The organism is uncultured Psychroserpens sp. (assembly GCF_947494225.1).
Taxonomy (GTDB): Bacteria; Bacteroidota; Bacteroidia; order Flavobacteriales; family Flavobacteriaceae; genus Psychroserpens.
The window spans coordinates 430,538-446,037 of the sequence record NZ_CANLUG010000003.1; the positions used below are offsets into that span (position 1 = coordinate 430,538).

Genomic DNA, 15,500 nt, shown 5'->3' on the forward strand with positions numbered 1-15,500 from the left:
AGCCGTCTTAATCGACGGCTCTTTTTTTTTATTGTTTGTCTAACGCTTGCAACGAATCTAACTTTCTCTTTAGTCGTTCAATTTCGGCTTGATTACCATTAGATGCGCTTGTGCTATCAATGGCTTTAAATTTCTCTTGGATTTCGGCTTCTAATATATCGGTATCAGTTTTATCTTCATCATAAAAATAACCTATTCCTTCACTAGAACGCCAGGCTTCGTTTAATTGGTCGTATACTGTTTTGTCCCATGTACTAGGATGTTTAACGTCAATCCAAATCACATCGCGATATTCGCTATCAATAAGGACTAAATCTGGAGTAGCAGAACCATCAAATTGCTGTGCATTTGTATCACTAATTGCAGAGATAGTTCCTAAAAAGAACATGCGCTTACGCCCTGCGATATCTTTAACATAAGGTCTAAATTCTACAGGAGTATTAGCTGTCCAATCTATTTCTTTTCTTGATTCTTTTACTTTTAGAGGCATCGCCGAAACACCTGCATATCCCTGTTTTTTAGAAGCATGGTCATAATAATACAATTTATCAGTTCCATCGGCTGGTACAAATACACTATAGCTCAAACTAGTACGTTCTTCTCCAACTGGTTCTAAACCAAACCAATGGTATAATCCACTATAGGCATCACTTTCTGAGCCTGAAAAATCAAAATCGGTCACATAAGGTTGTTGGTTTTGATCTTTCGGCATTTCAGGTATTTTTACCGCAGTTTCCATATTCCAAGGTAATGGATCGCTAAATCCTCCTAAAAATTTCAGTGATTCGGACTGTAATCGAGATACCTTCTCTGATAATGTATTTTGTTTGGTGAGAAATGGATAGTTTTTCATATCCTCGGGTGCAATAAACGTTCCCTTTCCTATAGCAATACGCTCTAAATAGTCGTTAAAATCATGCTCGCCACTTTCAATCACCATGACACCTCCAAAGGTTGGGTAAGGAAAGAAAAAACCACGCCAGCGTATTAAACTTACCACTTGAACCCATTCGCCTGAGTCGTTTTTCATATAAAATGTATCGCTTGGCTCATAATTAAATAACATCCAAGGATTAAAACGCTGTACTACCGCATTGTATGTGTTACGGCTAAATTTCAAAGATTCTCCTATCGAAAATGTTACAGGAATTCTGTTGTCATTTGAAAATCTCGGAAATGGCGTAGTACTGGAAACAGAAAACACTTCTTCGGTATTGTCACTAATACGCTGCATAATATATTTTTCAGAAGGTTGTATAGCCATCGTCCATTTGTTTTCGTCATCTACACGTACCAAATGCGGTAAGGATACGTCTTTGGTCTCTCCTACACTTTCATTAGCCATTGAAAAAATATTACGTAACGGTTGGATACGTTCGTTTTGCGTTAATGGTAGTTCGTTGATTTCTACTTTATCTAAATCATTAAAAACGTTATAAGTCTTCATATAATCATATAAGCCTACATTCCAACCCGCAAAATAAAGGAGTCCGAAAAATGCTGCAAGTAAACCTAATATACCAAGGCGCTTTCCTGTACTCGCGGTTTTTCGGAATTTTTTTAACCCGAAAAACAACACAATCAAACTTAGAATGATGATAAAAATATACTTCCTAAAAAATAATAAAGCTGGTTGATAATCATCACGAAGTATAAATAATGCAATAAGCAAAATAAGACCTACAATAATGGTTATGGTCTTTTGCTTCTTTCCTTTGTTCCAATAGTTCTTTAGCATCTCTAGTTTTCCGTTTTTTTATTTATATCTCTTAGCGTAACATACATACCTAATATAATAAAGACATTACTTAATGGTCCTAACAAGTCTTTATAATCAAAATTTGAGTAATCTATAATTGCAAAATGAGCAATCATAACAACCACAGACATCCATAATACAAACTGGATAATTTTTTTACGTCTCGCTTCTTTCATTACATTAGACCCTTATCTTTTAATCGGTCACGAGCTGATTTTTCATTTGCCTTTGGCTCGGGCTCAGTTTTTATCTCCTCCTTTGTGTCTTCAACAACCTTGTTGTCTTTAGGCTTTAAATCTTCAATAAATTCTTTTCCTTTTTCTACGACATTTTCAAATTTATCTTCTAACGATTCACTTTGTGCTTCAATAACTTTTCCTGATTTTATAACCAGGTTCGCTAAATACGTTCCTAATAATGTTCCTGCCGCAAAAGATGCAAATGCCGATATACCATAGTAACTAGCAAACACTGAAATAGGCGTTAAAAACTCAACAACAAGAGCGGCTACTAACACTGCGGTAACTACAAATATAAGTCTTGGGATAAACGCTTGTTTATAAACGAAACCCTTAGGATTATCTGCGTTCATTTGCAGTTCTTTACTGTTGACAATTTTATTAATAGAGCGATAAGCACCATTGCCATTAGATTCTCTCCAATAGATAAAAATTCCGAATAGTACGGCTACGATAAAAATGATGATATCTGTTCCCATGATTGCTGTTTTAGTTGATCCTTTATAAAGTTAGTCTAAAATTCTTAAATATTGTTACTAATGGTCTCAATGACCCAATCCTGTAGCGAAGGATCCCAAGTTTCATATTGTTTGTAAAATTCCTGCTTATCATACCAATACATGAACAGCACATCTTTTGGAGCAATATTAACTAAGAGCTTCCAAATAAGGTCTTGATGTTTAGGGTGTAAACTAGAATGTGGCTCGTGCAAGGCCTCAAATAAATCATCATCAACAATATCAGAAATTTTATACTGGTTACTCTTTTCGAGTTTTTCCAAGTAACGTTCTACACTCATCACCTTCTTACGTGTGTCTATATCGACTTTATTAAGGTAACTTTTAAATAATAGTTGGTCACTTAATATATCTTTAATTGGATGCTTCGTTTTTTTAAGGTGCTGCGAAAATTCAAATTTCTTAATGCGCTCATATCGTTTGGTTTTTACGATATCTTCCAAATCATATGCAATAATGATATGATCTCTTAGTTTCTCCATCAATTGCGGTTGCTTAATATGAAAAATAAGAACGTCATGAACTGTATCTTTTATCGCTTCCTTATACCATTTCTTGCTTTCAAAAACGACAATTGGAGATATAAAATCTCGCAATACATAGACACCTCCAAAAGATTTGGTATAGAATGAATCGGTTACATAATTCATGGATTCAAGATTAAGATCCCGTTCTCTTAAATCACCATATTTATTGGCAGATTCCAGAAGTTGACTATGAATATTTTCGTCTATAAAATTATTTCCTTGTTTGAATTTTTCTATAAGCTGAAGTTGTTCTTCTCTAACATTATCGAGGTTATCAATTAAATGAAATCGTATGGTAACTGTTTGATACCTCAGCACATCCAAAGGCTCGTAAAAGGCATCTATACTTTGATCGAAATCGATACAAATGGCAGAATCTCTGGTGATATCATTAATCTTACTGCCGTGTTTTTTAAAGACCTGCATCATCATATCTCTATCAAATGTATGATATGGTAAATACACTGGTTTTTTATTTTGCAAAGGTGAAATGATAATGCCATGCGGATTTGATTCTCCGTTACATAAATAGTTTTCATCGTCCTTCTCTTCAGCCACTTCAGGGCTCCAACCGATACCATCTATATGAAAATGATCAAGTTCAGTCACTGTAAAACCCAGCTTAAGTAAGCATTTATTATAACGCTCTACCAGTTTACCCGAAATTGGAATTAATTCACTTCTATATAAATTTGCTGCTTTAAGCTTATTCATTTCCTATTATCTTTTCCCAAACTGTTCTCTTGCTTCAGTTTCAATATTTAATTGATTGATTCTAGCATCTACTTTTCGTTTAAAATCGGTATCGGCAATGGTTGCTACGTTATCTAAATAGCGCACTACCTCTTGACGACGTATTTCTGAAAAATCTAAACCTTTCATATTTGCACGCATCAATTCTTGAAGCATATTAAACTTGGTTTCATAGTCCTTTTTGAAATAAATGTCTGGATTCTCAAACCAATCCTGTTCTAAATCAAAATCGGTTAAACGTAGTGATACTGCACTTTGAATATTACGCACATCTCGTGATGAGAAAAACGGAAACAACTTCTGAATTTCTTTATACAAATTGGCGTAGAATAAATGTTCTGTTGATTTAAATTGTTTTTCTACCTTATCATATGCTTCTAATACACGTTCTTCTGTTGGTTTATCAGACACGTTTAAAATTTCACCCATATTCTTGGCCAAACCTTGATCTTGTAAATAGTCATAATCACTTGGTCCTTGCATATTTACAAAGTCGGGCATGGTTGAGTCTAACTTTCGCCACCACAGATGATCTTGGTCTAAGAAATCATGTTCTGTACGTGCTCCATCAATTTTGAAACGACCTTGAACACGAGAAATAACAGCTTTATCCAACATTTCTGGCAAATTGGTAAACAATCCTATTGAACTATTTCCGTAGTTCACTGCATAAGCACCTTCGGTATACCTCAAAAACACGCCAATCACTTCTTTAACACCTGCAGAAACTCCTTGAGCAGTACGCTCTTGCAAATTGTTTTCGGCATCATCAATTGGTGCAAATATGAGTTTTGACGGGTCCTGTAATGGCTTCATCCATTCTACCATTTTCTCTGCAGATCCACCTTGAAACGTAGAAATTAAAGTATCTGGCATTGGATGGAACAAAAACGGAATATCTAAATTATCACAGTGCTCTTTTAAACGGGTTGCAATGGCTGCAATCAACATACTTTTTCCCGTCCCAGGAATTCCATATCCCATAAATACTGGCATGAAACCGCCTAATTCTTGAAATGGGTTTTTCTTCGCATCAAAATCGTAACTTAACATACGTTCGGTTAAACGACGTGCAAAATGCTTTGCATCTCTGTTTCCAACGATCTGCTCAAATTGAATTTTATTAAATTCAACACTTTTCGCTGCACCTTGAAATACATTATCCCAACCTGAAACAGCAAAATCTGAATGTTCTAGTTTATAGGTTCTATCTGTTACCGTTTCTGTATATTCCAAACTACTCTTACGCATTTGGATTTCGGCAATTAAGGCTTCAAAATAAACTACAGTAAAATCGATGACATCTTTATCTGATTTGATAATCTCTGGATGTCCTAAATATTTGTCATAATAGAATAAGGCACATGAGATCCCTTTAAGAGGTGACATTAAGGACACCTCCGGAATGCCCGCGAATTTGTTCTTCATCACACTCAAATCATCAGATGCAACCGTTTTTAAATCATGTAATATTTTGTATGCCGTTGCAAACAACATAAATGCTGTTCCTGTTTGCATTTTACTTTCGTACTCACGCTTTCCAGAAGCATCTAAAGCTGATTTATTTTCGGATAAACTAGATAAGCCAGAAGCGTCATAATAACTGTCTTTTATCCAAATCCCAAGTGTTATGCCTTCTTGAACTGCATATAGCGTTTGATTAAGATGTAAAGGAATGGCTATCGACTCTGGTAATAGCCGCTTTTTCAGCTCTAATATTGTTTTAGAAACTGAAGTGATTTCAGCACCACCATTTCCTTTAGCTCTTGACAAATACAATAATATAGACTCGTCTTTAGCGTCTTTATCTTTGTTTTTTGCGCGTTGACCCTGCTCCCATTGAATACTTTTAATGTAAGATGTGGCTTCATCACGAAGCATATCGAGTTCGTTTTGTTTTATAGGAAATGTGGAATTATGCTCCATACTGCTTTTTAATTTTTTATTGTGTCTTTAATTTATAGTTGTCAATTGTAATCCTGTAGCCCTTTATATGTTTAAATGAAGTGGCATGAAAATCGTAGCCTAGGCTAGCAAAAATTACAGTGAAAATTTTCACATACCACTCTGGCATCATAAAGATATTCCACACAAACATTAAACCTCCCAACAAACCTAATGGAATACTTAATATGTATTTTAATGGAGGAGAATATTTAAAAGTTTGATTCAATTTTACTTCATGTTTAAATCTGCAATCTGAATAGGTGCTTTTGCCAACTTATTCATAATTTCAGGGGTTTTGTTATACAATAACTGTATGATTCTATGAGGTGCAAAAATATAGCGCTGTCTAAATACCGCATCCCAGTTCTGAAAAGTTTGTTTACTAAAGAAACTTCCTTCTTTGAATTCGCTTTTTGAACTCACCTCGTCTATCTTAAATGAAATGGCATACGATTCTAGTGGAATTGTTTTTTTAGAAATCCCTTCTAATATGGCATGTGTTACCTTATTTTCATCTTTTGCAAAAACGTTATGAATTGGCCCTAAGTCTACACGTTTTACCAATTTAGGGAACACTTTAGGCAATCGTTTATCTATAGCATAGGCCATCATGTCTAATGCCAATTCACGATCTGCTACTGTTTTTAACGCATAATAGATATCCTCTCTATCTTTTTGTGGATGACTACCATCATAATTAAAATACATATAACAAATAAACGGCCTATTATGTGAGACCTCATAAAAACTCCAGCTTACAAGGTATTGTCCCGGAGATCCCTGAGGAGCTTCGATGATTTTACCTTGAACAAAACGATTAAATATGTATTCTTTCTTCGCCGATGTATAATAAACAATTGAAGATGCTTGAAATAACTTTCGTTTAGCAATTGGTTCTTTCTTTCTCAACAAAGTATCCAGAAATTCCTGTTTTAATACATCAATATTGGTTAATTTTCCTAAGTAATCTTCACGTAAGCCTAAATCGTTAAAGAGGTAACGAAATTCTAAATAGTTTGGAAACCCAGAGTCGGTTAAATCTACCTTCATATTTTCCTCCTCATCATACATGTATTTTACGCGCATAGCCTCTATAGAATATAATAACAAATCGCAATACTGTTTAAACAAAATAACCTCCTGCTCATTAAGGATTTGTTTTTGCTGCACTGCAACAATCAATTCTTTAAGCGTAAAGTCTATCATTTTATGATAAAACACATACTGCTCTTTAGAGTCTAATACTGCCGAATCTAATGGTGTTACAATCATTTGTTAGCTATACCTTCTATGATTTAAAAATTGAATTTCTCTTTACAAACATGAGTTTCTGTCTTTACCGTTTCGCCTTGTTCCCCTTGAGTTATTTCAGTTAATGTTTCACACGCTGTGTGATCATTAGAGAAATAGATAAATGTAATAAAGCCTGAGGCTAATAATACCAACGTAAAAGACACTAAAAAATATTTTCTATTCATAATTATGTTCTGCGTTAAGGATTGATACGGTATCCTTTTTTCGTTTTTCAGAAAAAAGATATAGAGGAAAGCCTGACCCTCTGTAGTTTTTCAACGAAAGAGGGTAACGCCCATTAATTTGTTATTACGCTTTTTTTTTCAAAAAATCGCCTAATACGAGGTTTAGGACAATAAATCGTCGTCGTTAGATTCTGGTTTTGGTTCACCTTCTGGTTCACCGCCTCCATCTCCAGGTGCATTTGGATCTGCATTATAATATTCATCGAAAATCTCTTTCATATCAATACCATAGCGATCTGCAAAGTTTTTCTGGATTTCAGAATCCTTCGTTCTAATCTCTTTCAAGGCTTCTGCATAACTTCCATATACACCTTGCATTACTTTTTCATGAACAGGAATATTATCCATCATTTCCTGACGTGCTTTAGCACTAGCTGTATGCATCGCAGCTAAGGTTTCTCCAATATGTTCATCTGTTTTCACACCTAAATGCTCTAAAATAGCTGCAAACTCTTGATCTGTTCTTGCTTTTAACGCCACAACATATCCATCGTAATACTTCAAACGTTCATCAGTATCACTCTTTAATTTAGCACGATGTGTTTGTAAATTACTACGCAGAGATGTTAATACTTTTATAGTTAAGTTATGTTTATGTACGAAACTATCTTTTGAAGCCGCTAATGTCGTATAAGCATTTTTAAGGCCTTCTAACTCTTCAACTTTTTGCTCAAGTTGCGTTACTTTTTCTAAGGCTTCGGAATATTCTGTAGATTGTTTATCTGCAACCTCTTCTAATGCTTGACGCGCTTGTTTTAACAAGGCATATTGTTCTTCTAACTGTGCCTCTACTTGCTTCTTCTTTTCTAAAGCCTTTGTATGGTTATTACTTGCTTCGACAATTGCCGTTTTTAAACTTTCTTCAACTTCTTTGATTTCAAGCTCACGATCTTTTAAACGTTTAATTGCTGCTTGACTTTTAAATGACAACTCATTTAAGAGTGTTTGTACATCTGCGCTTTCGATACGTTGTTGAAATAAAGCCTTTGCTTTATTATCTGAGGCATCTCTTTCTTTTTGGGCAGCTTGAAGCTCCTCTTCTGCTTTCTTGATCTTACTTTTTCGTCCCCAAAGGTTGTTCCACCAAGTATCGGGTGTTTTGTTAGCATCTTCTAACTCTACCTTTGCACGCTCTAAACGCTTTATCGCATCATCTATGATTTTCTGTTCGGCAGCGTTTAATGCTGAAAAACCTTCAAACATAATACCTACTTCATCCTGATAATCAGTAAGGTCCTTAATAGCATCAAGTAAGGTGGATCTATCTTTTTCTGCCATATCTACAACATTATCTAATGTTGCGTTAAGTATTTTCTGACGACTTTCTGGATCATCCTCTTGCGCCAATTTAGACTTCATTTGGTCTATGGCCTTTCCCCAATTTACATCTACTTTCTCAGTTTTTTCGTTGGAATTTGTTTCTAATAAATCAAAATCATCAGACATATTATGTTGTGTATTAAAGTTGAACAATATTTAGGACAAGCAATTTCGTTAAAAAATATGATTTTTAAAACTTAATCTACCTAAAATATCAGTAGTAAAATATAATATTTTGTTACAAACTTTATTCGTTATCGATTTGTAATTATCTTTAGGTTTTAAAATGATATGCTATGAAATACCTAAACCTTTTAATGATTGCTGCCTGTATCTCTGTTTTTTCATGTAAAACAGATTCTAAAGAAAATGCTATTGATACTATAGAGTCTAATAATGAAGATGTTGTTACCAACGCATCAAAGGAAGATAATAGCTTAGAGATTCATCCTATTTCGCATGCTACAATGGTGTTAACCTTTAAGAACAAGGATATTTATGTAGACCCAACTGGTGGCGCCGAGACATTTGCGTCATTTTCTGCTCCCGAGTTTATTTTAATCACAGATATCCATGGAGATCATTTTAATATTGAAACATTAAAAGCTCTAGATTTATCGGCTACCACTATTATTGCTCCAAAAGCTGTTTTTGACAGGTTCCCAGAGGATATAAACCCACAAAAAACTGTGACCCTCAATAACGGAGACTCTATCGCCTTAGATGGTTTAGTGTTTAAGGCAATACCAATGTATAATTTGAGAAAAGACGCTTTGCAGTTTCATACTAAAGGACGTGGAAATGGTTATGTATTAACGCTTGGAGATGAACGCATTTATATATCTGGTGATACCGAAGATATTCCTGAAATGCGCGCTCTTGAAAATATAGACAAGGCATTTGTATGCATGAATTTACCTTGGACAATGACGATTGATAAGGCTGCAGAAGCGGTATTAGAATTTAAACCGAAAGCTGTTTATCCTTACCATTACAGAGGAAAAGATGGGATGAGCGACGTTGAAAAATTCAAAACATTGATACATCAAGGCGACGAAAGCATAGAGGTCGTTCAATTGGAATGGTATCGCTAATTTCAGCTTGTTTTATCGATTAAGTGTAACTTTTTATAGATAAATTGCTTGTTTTTTAAATATTATTGTATATTTGAAGACCAAATCAAGACAAACCTAGTGTAATGCTAACTACTTATACTTCAAATATTTCACTCGTAAGCACGATGCAGCTAACCATAGTTCTCATTGTAACGGCTTCTATATTTTTAATTTTCATTGCTATTGCAATTATTAAAATGTATAAGTTAAAGGCAGAAAACAAAAGGTTAACCGATAACAGTTTCTATAAATCTGAAATAGATAAAAGCTATCAAGATTTCACTGATGGGCATTTGTATGACAATAATAACAATTAAATTATGGATACTAATCTTGCAAAAATAACAACGATATTATCTATTGCTTTAGTTACAATTTTAGGCCTATTGGTATTAAACTTAGTTAAAGTTTATGCCCTAAAAAAAGAGAATAAAGCACTTAGAAAACAAATAAATAAAGAATAAAAAAAAGCCAGCGATTGCTGGCTTTTTTTTATTCTTTATTGGAAAAGACAATTATCTCACCAACTTTTTATATTTAATTCGTTTAGGCATTAAATCACCTCCTAAGCGTTTCTTCTTATTTTCTTCATAATCTGAAAAACTACCTTCAAAGAAGTAAACTTGGCTATCTCCTTCAAAAGCTAAAATATGCGTGCAAATACGATCTAAAAACCATCTGTCGTGAGAAATAACAACAGCACATCCTGCAAAGTTTTCTAAACCCTCTTCTAAAGCTCTCAACGTATTAACATCTAGATCGTTGGTAGGCTCATCTAAAAGTAAAACATTGCCTTCCTCTTTAAGTGTCATTGCTAAATGCAATCGGTTTCGTTCTCCTCCAGATAACAAATCTACTTTTTTATTTTGCTCACTACCCGAAAAATTAAAACGGCTGAGATAAGCCCTAGAGTTTACCTGTTTTCCTCCCATCATAACTAGTTCCTGCTCATCACTAAAGTTCTGCCAGATTGATTTATTGGGATCAATATTAGAATGCGCTTGATCTACATAAGCAATTTTAGCAGTGTCACCAACAACAAATTCTCCTTTATCTGGTGTTTCTTCTCCCATTATCATTCTAAAAATGGTAGTCTTACCAGCACCATTGGGTCCAATAACTCCAACAATTCCTGCTTGAGGTAAATTGAAATTTAAATCTTCATACAATAGCTTATCATCATATCCTTTACTCACACCTTTAGCTTCAATAACATTTGTACCTAATCGTGGTCCATTTGGGATGTAAATTTCTAATTTTTCATCCAATTGCTTTTGATCCTGGCTCATGAGTTTATCATAATTCTTTAAACGAGCTTTTTGCTTAGTTTGACGACCCTTAGCTCCTTGACGTACCCATTCTAGCTCACGTTCTAGCGTTTTTTGACGTTTAGATGCGGTTTTACTTTCTTGCGCCATTCGCTTCGATTTTTGGTCTAACCAAGATGAATAATTTCCTTTCCATGGAATACCTTCACCTCTATCGAGTTCTAAAATCCATCCAGCAACATTATCCAAGAAATATCTATCGTGAGTTACTGCTATAACCGTTCCTTTATATTGAGCTAAATGATGTTCTAACCAATGTACAGATTCGGCATCCAAATGGTTGGTAGGCTCATCCAATAACAACACGTCTGGTTCTTTCAATAACAAACGACATAAAGCCACACGACGACGTTCTCCACCAGATAAAACACCAATTTTCTTATCGCCATCCGGTGTACGTAAAGCGTCCATTGCGATTTCCAATTTAGTATCTAATTCCCATGCATTTGAAGCGTCTATTTGATCTTGAAGTTCAGCTTGACGGTTCATTAGCTTCTCCATTTTATCAGGGTTACTATAAACTTCTTCCAAGCCAAATTGGTCATTAATTTTGTTATACTCGTCTAAAATAGCAACAGTCTCGGCGGCACCTTCTCTTACTACTTCCATAACTGTTTTATCGTCATCGAGCTTAGGCTCTTGTTCTAAGTATCCTACAGAGTAATCTTGAGAAAACACGACATCTCCTTGATAGTTTTTATCAACACCCGCAATTATTTTAAGAAGGGTTGATTTACCAGAACCATTGAGACCTAATATTCCAATTTTAGCTCCATAAAAAAAACTGAGATATATATTTTTAAGAACAGGTGTATTAGCAGACTGAAACGTCTTTGTTACACCAGACATTGAGAAAATTATTTTTTTATCGTCACTCATTATACTCTCCCTTTTAAAGCATTAAACACCCAAGCAATAGCAAAAAAACCTATACCAACAGCAGCAAAACCCCAACCTGCTACTTCGTCATAGCGAAAGGCTCCAAGTGCTATTAATCCAAGTCCTACTATTATCATTATTGTGGTAGCCCATGCTAACACAGTATTTTTATTCATAGCCATATTTCTTAATTTTAGATAGTTAGTCTAACCACAAATATCGTGATTTTAAACTAAAAAAAAGCATTCTAAATTAGAATGCTTTTTCTCTATTAATAGATTATGTTTTATCAATGCATAGGGACTTCAACAATAATCAATTCTGAATTCTTAGTTGCTTTAATTTCAATATTTTCGGTGTCAAAAACACCAATTGCATCTCTGCTTCCTAGCTTATCATTAGCTACAGAAACTTCTCCTTCAACAACAAAAATATAGAATCCATTTTGAATAGATTTAACCTTCAAGTCTACCCGACTAGACTCATCCAAGCGAGCACGATAAATATAGGCTTCTTGATTAATAGGTAAAGCAAGCCCATCTAATTTGCCTGTTGGTGCTACAAGCGTTTGAAGTTTATTCTCTTCGACAGTAAACTGTCGTTGCTCATAATTAGGCGCTACATTCGATTCTTTTGGAATGATCCACAACTGAAGAAAGTTAGTTTCATCAGTTGAGCTCGCGTTAAACTCAGAATGCGTCAATCCTGTACCTGCACTCATTACTTGCACTTCACCTACTTCAATAGCCCTTACATTTCCCATGCTATCTTTATGCGACAAGGCGCCTTTTAAAGGAATTGAAATTATTTCCATATTTTGATGAGGATGTGTCCCAAACCCCATTTTAGGTTGAACAATATCATCATTTAAGACACGTAATGCTCCAAAATTCATTCGCTCTGGATTTTGATAATTTGCAAAACTAAAGCTATGATAAGATGTTAACCATCCATGATTCGCATATCCTCTTGTTTCTGCTTTGTGTACTATAGTTTTCATAATATTTCTATCTCAATTTAATGTGCTGGAAGAAAGCCCATTTTACCCATTTGATAATCGCGCATTGCTTCCAATAATTCAGTTTGTGAGTTCATTACATAAGGTCCGTATGTTGCTACTGGTTCCTTAATAGGTGCTCCAGACAAGAATAACAACTTGCTATCCTTTTCGGCCTTTATAGAGAATCCTTCTCCATCTTGATTGAACTCCATTAGTTGATTTTTATCTAGTTCAATATGCTCCACATTGTTAACATTTACCTTACCATTGAGTAAGTACAATAGCCCTTGGTGCGTATCTGAATAACTTATAAACTCTTCTCCTCCCGCTTTCGCATCAATCATAAAGGCATTTACGGGAGTTTGAGTGGCTATTTTGCCATAGCTATTATTTAACGCTCCGGCTATAACTCGTGTTTCAACATTTCTATCTTCGGAAAAAATCACGTTAAAATCCTCATGTCTTGCATGCTGATAATTGGACGACATCATTTTTTTTTCGGCAGGAAGATTTAACCATAATTGAATACCTTCAATAGTTCCTCCCTTTTTGACAAGGTTCTTTGTTGGGCCTTCGGCATGAATAATACCCCTACCAGCGGTTGTCCATTGCACATCTCCTGCTTTTACCACACTTTCATTACCTAAAGAATCGCGATGTAATTGCTCACCCTGCACCAAAAATGTTACGGGTTCAAATCCTCGATGAGGATGTGGTCCCAAATCGAACGGGTTATTAGTTTCGGATATCTCATAAGGTCCATAATGATGTAATAATATAAATGGATCAATCATTTCTATGGCTTGTGTTGGAAAAGGCTGTCTTAAGCGAATTGGTCCCATATTTACAAAATGGCTCTTCCCTGCTCTTTTTATAGTATTTAGTTTCATTTTAATAATCTTTAATTACAATAGTTTCCATGGAAACTATTTGGTTAAAAAAATACGGTCAACGTATTTTGTCGAGCAAGTCACTAAGAGTACTTGCTTCTTTTTCAGTTAAATTTTCTAATAAATCTTCTTTAAACTCTTTAGAGATAAGGTCTAACAAATTGCGTCCGTTTTGAGTAATTTCAATATGTACAACTCGCCTATCTCCTGGGCATGGCAAACGTCTTATCAATGACTTATCGCATAATTTATCCATTAATCGTGTTGCATTAGGTGCACGCTCTAACATTCGTTCTTTAATGGTTTGCACTTTTATAGCTTTACCTGCTCCTCTTAAAATCCTTAAAATATTAAATTGCTGCGGTGATATTCCGTAAGGTTTAAAGAAAGCATTTTGATGACTATTTATCCAGTTAGCTGTATAAATAATATTTAATAGTGCCTTGACTTTATCGTTTGGAAATGTCGAATTAATATCTTTAGAAATATCTCCCATAGTTTAAATTTTAGAATAACACATCATTATATTTAGTTCTCTTTTTGAATACTGCAGCGGCAAAAGGACATAAAGGTAAAATCTTAATACTATTAGCTCGTGCATAATCTACAGATGCTTCTACCAACATATAACCTATACCTTGACCTTTTAAAGACGGATCTACTTCCGTATGATCAATAATTATTTTGTCGGCGCCAGCATGACTATAGGTCATAAGCCCTTTTTCTTTGCCGTTCAATTCATAATAGAAACGACCTTTGTTACCATAATCTTCATGTTTAATCTCCATGATTATAGACTATTTTCAAATTGTTTTACCTCTTCAATTAACTGTTGATTTAATTCTTCATTAGACATTTTTCCTCCTTCAAAATTAGCTCCAAAAGAAGGTAATGAAAAAACTCCAACAATATTACCTCCCATATATGGGAAGCGTCCTTTCGCTATTTCTAATACAGTTGTTCCACCTCTTCCGCCTGGAGATGTTGCCATTAACAACATGGGTTTATCACTCCATAGTTTATTATCAATTCTTGACATCCAATCAAAAATATTTTTAAAAACAGTAGCATAGGCTCCATTGTGTTCTGCCAGTGACAAAACGATGCCGTCTGAAGATTTAATATGCTCTAAAAAATTACGAGCATTATCTGGAATACCGTGTTCTATTTCAAAATCAATACTGTAGATAGGTAATTCAAAATCATTTAAATCTAAAACTGTAACATCACCATTCTCCACAAGTGAGGCTGCATAAATAGATAATTGTTTATTAATCGAGTTTTTACTATTACTTCCTGCAAAGGCAATTATTTTCTTCATAATTATTGTTTGTTAATTCTCTTGTTAAAAATGTACGATACACTTAGTAATATAAGTGCTACCAATGCTCCTGTTTGCTCGCCGTCACCAATCATATAATGCGCAAAAAAAGCAAGGACAAAGGCAAAAAAGAACCCAGCATATGCCCACTCTTTAATGATTTTAAAATTAGGGTTCCATAATGCGAATAGCCCTAAAAGTTTTGCTACAGCATAAGGATATATAATATAGGTTGGATATCCAAAACTTGTAAACATTTCTGCCACATCATCGTGCTTAAAAAAATACATACTTACTGAAAACAACATCAATAACGTTAGTAATCCGGTAGCAACATAATAAATAATTCTATCTCTTTTCATCTTA

The 15,500-nt window shown here is 34.6% G+C and carries 20 protein-coding genes; 3 read left to right on the plus strand and 17 right to left on the minus strand.

Going from position 1 to position 15,500, the window contains the following annotated elements; all coding sequences use genetic code 11:
* Nucleotides 1-28: 28 nt before the first annotated feature.
* From Q0893_RS09820 to Q0893_RS09860, 9 genes are all read right to left on the minus strand, one after another.
* On the minus strand, nt 29-1,738 hold the full coding sequence (locus Q0893_RS09820; RefSeq protein WP_299274953.1) for a hypothetical protein: 1,710 nt from the start codon (nt 1,736-1,738) through the stop codon (nt 29-31).
* A 2-nt stretch (nt 1,739-1,740) separates the two neighbouring features.
* Nucleotides 1,741-1,935, minus strand: a complete 195-nt coding sequence (locus Q0893_RS09825) for a hypothetical protein (protein ID WP_298902068.1) — start codon at nt 1,933-1,935, stop codon at nt 1,741-1,743.
* Nucleotides 1,935-2,477 carry a hypothetical protein gene (locus tag Q0893_RS09830; protein WP_299274957.1) on the minus strand — a complete coding sequence of 181 codons (543 nt, stop codon included), beginning with the start codon at nt 2,475-2,477 and terminating at the stop codon, nt 1,935-1,937. Before Q0893_RS09830 ends, Q0893_RS09825 begins: the two co-directional genes overlap by 1 nt.
* Nucleotides 2,478-2,521: 44 nt before the next feature.
* On the minus strand, nt 2,522-3,757 hold the full coding sequence (locus Q0893_RS09835; protein WP_298902072.1) for a DUF6638 family protein: 1,236 nt from the start codon (nt 3,755-3,757) through the stop codon (nt 2,522-2,524).
* Nucleotides 3,758-3,763: 6 nt separating this feature from the next.
* Nucleotides 3,764-5,722 carry an AAA family ATPase gene (locus tag Q0893_RS09840; RefSeq protein WP_299274959.1) on the minus strand — a complete coding sequence of 653 codons (1,959 nt, stop codon included), beginning with the start codon at nt 5,720-5,722 and terminating at the stop codon, nt 3,764-3,766.
* A gap of 16 nt (nt 5,723-5,738) precedes the next feature.
* Nucleotides 5,739-5,969 carry a hypothetical protein gene (locus Q0893_RS09845; RefSeq protein ID WP_298902074.1) on the minus strand — a complete coding sequence of 77 codons (231 nt, stop codon included), beginning with the start codon at nt 5,967-5,969 and terminating at the stop codon, nt 5,739-5,741.
* 2 nt (nt 5,970-5,971) lie between these two features.
* Nucleotides 5,972-7,015, minus strand: a complete 1,044-nt coding sequence (locus tag Q0893_RS09850; RefSeq protein ID WP_298902075.1) for a hypothetical protein — start codon at nt 7,013-7,015, stop codon at nt 5,972-5,974.
* A 23-nt stretch (nt 7,016-7,038) separates the two neighbouring features.
* The gene (locus tag Q0893_RS09855; RefSeq protein ID WP_298902076.1) at nt 7,039-7,221 is read right to left on the minus strand and encodes a hypothetical protein; all 183 of its coding nucleotides are present in this window, start codon (nt 7,219-7,221) and stop codon (nt 7,039-7,041) included.
* 162 nt (nt 7,222-7,383) lie between these two features.
* The gene (locus Q0893_RS09860) at nt 7,384-8,727 is read right to left on the minus strand and encodes a microtubule-binding protein (protein ID WP_298902077.1); all 1,344 of its coding nucleotides are present in this window, start codon (nt 8,725-8,727) and stop codon (nt 7,384-7,386) included.
* Nucleotides 8,728-8,897: 170 nt separating this feature from the next.
* Here Q0893_RS09860 and Q0893_RS09865 point away from each other — a divergent pair, with 170 nt between their 5' ends.
* The 3 genes from Q0893_RS09865 (at nt 8,898) to Q0893_RS09875 (ending at nt 10,180) form a co-directional block, all read left to right on the plus strand.
* Nucleotides 8,898-9,695: an MBL fold metallo-hydrolase gene (locus Q0893_RS09865; protein WP_298902078.1), complete on the plus strand. Its 798-nt coding sequence runs from the start codon at nt 8,898-8,900 to the stop codon at nt 9,693-9,695.
* A gap of 104 nt (nt 9,696-9,799) precedes the next feature.
* Nucleotides 9,800-10,033: a hypothetical protein gene (locus Q0893_RS09870; protein WP_204345307.1), complete on the plus strand. Its 234-nt coding sequence runs from the start codon at nt 9,800-9,802 to the stop codon at nt 10,031-10,033.
* A 3-nt stretch (nt 10,034-10,036) separates the two neighbouring features.
* Nucleotides 10,037-10,180: a hypothetical protein gene (locus Q0893_RS09875; RefSeq protein ID WP_298902079.1), complete on the plus strand. Its 144-nt coding sequence runs from the start codon at nt 10,037-10,039 to the stop codon at nt 10,178-10,180.
* Nucleotides 10,181-10,231: 51 nt separating this feature from the next.
* Here Q0893_RS09875 and ettA read toward each other — a convergent pair whose 3' ends face one another.
* The 8 genes from ettA to Q0893_RS09915 form a co-directional block, all read right to left on the minus strand.
* A complete protein-coding gene (gene ettA / locus Q0893_RS09880; RefSeq protein ID WP_298902080.1) occupies nt 10,232-11,923 on the minus strand; it encodes an energy-dependent translational throttle protein EttA in 1,692 nt (563 codons plus the stop codon).
* Nucleotides 11,923-12,105 carry a CAL67264 family membrane protein gene (locus Q0893_RS09885; protein WP_243472163.1) on the minus strand — a complete coding sequence of 61 codons (183 nt, stop codon included), beginning with the start codon at nt 12,103-12,105 and terminating at the stop codon, nt 11,923-11,925. The genes ettA and Q0893_RS09885 overlap by 1 nt, the downstream gene beginning before the upstream one ends.
* 107 nt (nt 12,106-12,212) lie before the next feature.
* Nucleotides 12,213-12,923: a pirin family protein gene (locus Q0893_RS09890; protein WP_299274968.1), complete on the minus strand. Its 711-nt coding sequence runs from the start codon at nt 12,921-12,923 to the stop codon at nt 12,213-12,215.
* A gap of 17 nt (nt 12,924-12,940) precedes the next feature.
* On the minus strand, nt 12,941-13,813 hold the full coding sequence (locus Q0893_RS09895; protein ID WP_298902084.1) for a pirin family protein: 873 nt from the start codon (nt 13,811-13,813) through the stop codon (nt 12,941-12,943).
* A gap of 58 nt (nt 13,814-13,871) precedes the next feature.
* Complete coding sequence (locus tag Q0893_RS09900) at nt 13,872-14,309, minus strand: MarR family winged helix-turn-helix transcriptional regulator (protein WP_298902085.1); 438 nt, start codon at nt 14,307-14,309, stop codon at nt 13,872-13,874.
* Nucleotides 14,310-14,319: 10 nt separating this feature from the next.
* Entirely contained in the window at nt 14,320-14,601 is a 282-nt protein-coding gene (locus tag Q0893_RS09905) for a GNAT family N-acetyltransferase (protein ID WP_298902087.1), read from the minus strand.
* A gap of 2 nt (nt 14,602-14,603) precedes the next feature.
* Nucleotides 14,604-15,134, minus strand: a complete 531-nt coding sequence (locus Q0893_RS09910) for an NADPH-dependent FMN reductase (RefSeq protein ID WP_299274971.1) — start codon at nt 15,132-15,134, stop codon at nt 14,604-14,606.
* A gap of 2 nt (nt 15,135-15,136) precedes the next feature.
* Complete coding sequence (locus Q0893_RS09915) at nt 15,137-15,496, minus strand: DoxX family protein (RefSeq protein WP_298902091.1); 360 nt, start codon at nt 15,494-15,496, stop codon at nt 15,137-15,139.
* Nucleotides 15,497-15,500 lie beyond the last annotated feature (4 nt).

Excerpts from the sequence above, each read along its gene's own strand:
- Q0893_RS09820 (WP_299274953.1), bottom strand. The coding sequence starts at position 1,738 with ATGCTAAAGAACTATTGGAACAAAGGAAAGAAGCAAAAGACCATAACC.
- Q0893_RS09825 (WP_298902068.1), bottom strand. The coding sequence starts at position 1,935 with ATGAAAGAAGCGAGACGTAAAAAAATTATCCAGTTTGTATTATGGATG.
- Q0893_RS09830 (WP_299274957.1), bottom strand. The coding sequence starts at position 2,477 with ATGGGAACAGATATCATCATTTTTATCGTAGCCGTACTATTCGGAATT.
- Q0893_RS09835 (WP_298902072.1), bottom strand. The coding sequence starts at position 3,757 with ATGAATAAGCTTAAAGCAGCAAATTTATATAGAAGTGAATTAATTCCA.
- Q0893_RS09840 (WP_299274959.1), bottom strand. The coding sequence starts at position 5,722 with ATGGAGCATAATTCCACATTTCCTATAAAACAAAACGAACTCGATATG.
- Q0893_RS09850 (WP_298902075.1), bottom strand. The coding sequence starts at position 7,015 with ATGATTGTAACACCATTAGATTCGGCAGTATTAGACTCTAAAGAGCAG.
- Q0893_RS09855 (WP_298902076.1), bottom strand. The coding sequence starts at position 7,221 with ATGAATAGAAAATATTTTTTAGTGTCTTTTACGTTGGTATTATTAGCC.
- Q0893_RS09860 (WP_298902077.1), bottom strand. The coding sequence starts at position 8,727 with ATGTCTGATGATTTTGATTTATTAGAAACAAATTCCAACGAAAAAACT.
- Q0893_RS09865 (WP_298902078.1), top strand. The coding sequence starts at position 8,898 with ATGAAATACCTAAACCTTTTAATGATTGCTGCCTGTATCTCTGTTTTT.
- Q0893_RS09870 (WP_204345307.1), top strand. The coding sequence starts at position 9,800 with ATGCTAACTACTTATACTTCAAATATTTCACTCGTAAGCACGATGCAG.
- Q0893_RS09875 (WP_298902079.1), top strand. The coding sequence starts at position 10,037 with ATGGATACTAATCTTGCAAAAATAACAACGATATTATCTATTGCTTTA.
- ettA (WP_298902080.1), bottom strand. The coding sequence starts at position 11,923 with ATGAGTGACGATAAAAAAATAATTTTCTCAATGTCTGGTGTAACAAAG.
- Q0893_RS09885 (WP_243472163.1), bottom strand. The coding sequence starts at position 12,105 with ATGGCTATGAATAAAAATACTGTGTTAGCATGGGCTACCACAATAATG.
- Q0893_RS09890 (WP_299274968.1), bottom strand. The coding sequence starts at position 12,923 with ATGAAAACTATAGTACACAAAGCAGAAACAAGAGGATATGCGAATCAT.
- Q0893_RS09895 (WP_298902084.1), bottom strand. The coding sequence starts at position 13,813 with ATGAAACTAAATACTATAAAAAGAGCAGGGAAGAGCCATTTTGTAAAT.
- Q0893_RS09900 (WP_298902085.1), bottom strand. The coding sequence starts at position 14,309 with ATGGGAGATATTTCTAAAGATATTAATTCGACATTTCCAAACGATAAA.
- Q0893_RS09905 (WP_298902087.1), bottom strand. The coding sequence starts at position 14,601 with ATGGAGATTAAACATGAAGATTATGGTAACAAAGGTCGTTTCTATTAT.
- Q0893_RS09910 (WP_299274971.1), bottom strand. The coding sequence starts at position 15,134 with ATGAAGAAAATAATTGCCTTTGCAGGAAGTAATAGTAAAAACTCGATT.
- Q0893_RS09915 (WP_298902091.1), bottom strand. The coding sequence starts at position 15,496 with ATGAAAAGAGATAGAATTATTTATTATGTTGCTACCGGATTACTAACG.